The sequence below is a fragment of the Streptomyces sp. WAC04114 genome, assembly GCF_019733245.1.
Lineage (GTDB): Bacteria > Actinomycetota > Actinomycetes > Streptomycetales > Streptomycetaceae > Streptomyces > Streptomyces massasporeus_A.
This window is the reverse complement of record NZ_JAIGQA010000333.1, coordinates 1-2,941: the sequence shown is the minus strand read 5'-3', so window position 1 is coordinate 2,941 and position 2,941 is coordinate 1. Positions and strand designations below refer to the sequence as shown.

4 protein-coding genes are annotated in these 2,941 nt (G+C 67.9%); 2 read left to right on the top strand and 2 right to left on the bottom strand.

Annotated elements, in window-relative coordinates:
* Nucleotides 1–229: 229 nt before the first annotated feature.
* Complete coding sequence (locus K4G64_RS38860) at nt 230–505, bottom strand: DUF2530 domain-containing protein (RefSeq protein ID WP_221760558.1); 276 nt, start codon at nt 503–505, stop codon at nt 230–232.
* Between the two features lie 117 nt (nt 506–622).
* Here K4G64_RS38860 and K4G64_RS38855 point away from each other — a divergent pair, with 117 nt between their 5' ends.
* The gene (locus K4G64_RS38855; protein WP_221760557.1) at nt 623–2,074 is read left to right on the top strand and encodes an NCS2 family permease; all 1,452 of its coding nucleotides are present in this window, start codon (nt 623–625) and stop codon (nt 2,072–2,074) included.
* Here K4G64_RS38855 and K4G64_RS38850 read toward each other — a convergent pair.
* Complete coding sequence (locus K4G64_RS38850; RefSeq protein WP_221760556.1) at nt 2,044–2,271, bottom strand: ribbon-helix-helix protein, CopG family; 228 nt, start codon at nt 2,269–2,271, stop codon at nt 2,044–2,046. The genes K4G64_RS38855 and K4G64_RS38850 overlap by 31 nt on opposite strands.
* Before the next feature lie 154 nt (nt 2,272–2,425).
* On the opposite strand from K4G64_RS38850, the gene K4G64_RS38845 reads away from it, so the two are divergent.
* On the top strand, nt 2,426–2,863 hold the full coding sequence (locus tag K4G64_RS38845) for a MarR family winged helix-turn-helix transcriptional regulator (RefSeq protein ID WP_190900116.1): 438 nt from the start codon (nt 2,426–2,428) through the stop codon (nt 2,861–2,863).
* Nucleotides 2,864–2,941 lie beyond the last annotated feature (78 nt).

Genomic DNA, 2,941 nt, shown 5'->3' with positions numbered 1-2,941 from the left:
GGGAGCACTTCGCGGGGGCGGCTGCTGCCGGCTGAGTGGTGCCTTCGCCTTCGCCTTCGCCTTCGCCTGGAGGGTGGGTCGGGGCCGCGCCGGGGGGTGTCCGTCCTCGGAACGGCGCGATGGACCTCGATACCGACTGACTGTTCGTTGACGCGCCAACCGCTGGGGGCGGACACCCCCCCGACACGGCCCCTTGCGTACGACGGCGGGTGCGGGTGCGTCTCGGTGCCTACTGGGCCGTGGGAGAGGCTGTCGGGTCTTGTGGCGCCGCCCGCTTGATCGCGGCGTCGCGCTTGCGGACGTACCAGATGCCGATCAGTCCGAGGCCGCCGCCGGCCAGGCACGTCCACACCCACCAGGCGTGGCCGTGGTCGTCGAACCAGCCGTAGAAGGGGAGCTGGATGAGGAAGAGGACGAACCACAGGATGGTGCCGCCGGTGATGGTGGCGACCACGGGGCCCTCAAGGGGCTCCGGCGCCTCGTGTCTGGGGGTCCACTTCACCATGGGGAACAGCTTACGAGGCGATCAGGTCTACGCGCGGAGATGGCCGATCGCGGCCTTATATGTTCATACTGAAACGGTTTGTGTCTGACCACTTCTCTTCGTAGGAAACTCCAACACATGTCCTCCTCGGCTCCTGCCAAGGTCCCCGCCCCTCAGCAGCCGGGAGCCGGGCCCACGTTCGGCGCACTCGACCGCTTCTTCCGGATCTCCGAGCGGGGCAGCACCCTGCCCCGTGAGGTCCGCGGCGGTCTGGCCACCTTCTTCGCGATGGCCTACATCATCGTGCTGAACCCGATCATCCTCGGCAGTGCCAAGGACATGTACGGGCACCAGCTCGACAACGGGCAGCTGGTCACCGCGACGGCCCTCACCGCCGCCCTGACCACCCTCCTGATGGGCGTCATCGGCAACGTCCCGATCGCCCTGGCCGCAGGTCTCGGCGTGAACTCCGTCGTCGCCCTCCAGCTCGCCCCGCGCATGTCCTGGCCGGACGCGATGGGCATGGTGGTCCTCGCCGGGTTCCTGGTCATGCTGCTGGTCGCCACCGGACTGCGCGAGCGCGTCATGAACGCCGTGCCCTTCGGGCTGCGCAAGGCCATCTCCATCGGCATCGGCCTGTTCATCATGCTGATCGGGCTCGTGGACGCGGGCTTCGTCTCCCGGATCCCGGACGCCGCCCAGACCACCGTCCCGCTCCAGCTGGGCGGTGACGGTCACCTGAACGGCTGGCCGGTGCTGGTCTTCGTGCTCGGCGTGCTGCTGACCTTCGCGCTGATCGTGCGCAAGGTCTCCGGCGCGATCCTGATCTCCATCGTCGCCATGACGGTCCTCGCGGTGATCATCAACGCGGTGGCCAAGGTGCCGAGCTGGGGCCTGACCACGCCCAAGTGGCCCGGCAACCCGGTCGCGAGCCCCGACTTCGGGCTGATCGGGCAGGTCAGCCTGTTCGGCGGCTTCGGCAAGGTCGGCATGCTGACCGGCGTGCTCTTCGTCTTCACCGTGCTGCTGTCGTGCTTCTTCGACGCGATGGGCACGATCATGGGCGTCTCCGACGAGGCGAAGCTGACCGACGGCGAGGGGCAGATGCCCGGCATCAACCGGGTGCTGTTCGTCGACGGCCTCGCGGTCGCCGCCGGTGGCGCCAGCTCCTCCTCCGCGACCACCGCCTTCGTGGAGTCCACGGCGGGTGTCGGCGAGGGTGCCCGGACCGGTCTGGCGAACGTCGTGACCGGTGGCCTCTTCGCCGTAGCCCTCTTCCTGACGCCGGTCGCCACGATGGTCCCGTCCCAGGCGGCGACCCCCGCGCTGGTCGCGGTCGGCTTCCTGATCATGGCCGGGTCGGTCAAGGAGATCGACTGGGCGGACTACACGATCGCGATTCCGGCCTTCGTGACGATGGTGATGATGCCGTTCACCTACTCGATCACCAACGGCATCGGCATGGGCTTCATCACCTTCGTGGTGCTGCGGCTGGCGGCCGGACGGGTCCGGGAGGTGCCGGTGGCGATGTACGTGGTGTCGGCGGTGTTCGCCTTCTACTACCTGATGCCGGCGCTGGGTCTGACCTGATCCTCGTCACCGGAGTCGGGTGACCCGTAGAACCTCTCCGTCTCCTCCACCGCGGCCTGGAACCGGTGGTCGAAGTCATCTCGAATGAGCGTCCGGACGACATAGTCCTGGACGCTCATTCCCCTTTTCGCGGCATGGTGCCTGAGCCGTTCGAGCAGGTCGTGGTCTATTCGCAGGCTGAGCACGCTGGTCCCCATGGGCATGAGGGTCGCGGCAGCCTTCGGTGCGGTGGGCGGGGTTCCGCCGTGACGTCACCCATATGAGTGATGTCACGGTTCAGTGGCGGGGGTCACGGACGTTCCTGCGCGTTCCGCTGGTCTTTAGCGAGAGTAATGAGTTACGCTAAAGAACATGCCGGACCTCAGCCATGGCGACGACGTAGCCGCCGTGAACTCCCTCCGATCCGCAGTGATGCGGCTGTCCCGTCGGCTCAAGCACCAGCGGGTCGACGAATCGCTCAGCCCCACCGAGATGTCGGTGCTGGGCACCCTGTCGCTGTGCGGCAAGGCCACGCCGGGCGAGCTCGCCCGCAAGGAGCACGTCCAGCCGCCGTCGATGACCCGCATCGTGGCGCTGCTGGAGGCCAAGGGGCTGGTCCGGCTGGAGCCGCACCCCGAGGACCGGCGCCAGAAGGTCGTCACGCGCACCGAGCAGGCCGAGGCCATGCTCGAGGAGAGCCGCGCCAAGCGGAACGCGTTCCTGGCCACGCTGGTGGAGAACCTCGACGAGGACGAGTGGGCGAAACTCCGCGCCGCCGCCCCCGTGCTGGAGAAGCTCGCGCACCTGTAAGCAGTACGTCGCAAGGAGGCGAACCCTTTGAGTTCGGGACCCGGAGCAGCTTCCGCCCCCGCACCTGATCCCCACGAT

Bases quoted from the DNA above. Each gene is read 5' to 3' on its own strand.
- K4G64_RS38855 (WP_221760557.1), top strand. From the start codon at position 623: ATGTCCTCCTCGGCTCCTGCCAAGGTCCCCGCCCCTCAGCAGCCGGGA.
- K4G64_RS38845 (WP_190900116.1), top strand. From the start codon at position 2,426: ATGCCGGACCTCAGCCATGGCGACGACGTAGCCGCCGTGAACTCCCTC.
- K4G64_RS38850 (WP_221760556.1), bottom strand. From the start codon at position 2,271: ATGGGGACCAGCGTGCTCAGCCTGCGAATAGACCACGACCTGCTCGAA.
- K4G64_RS38860 (WP_221760558.1), bottom strand. From the start codon at position 505: ATGGTGAAGTGGACCCCCAGACACGAGGCGCCGGAGCCCCTTGAGGGC.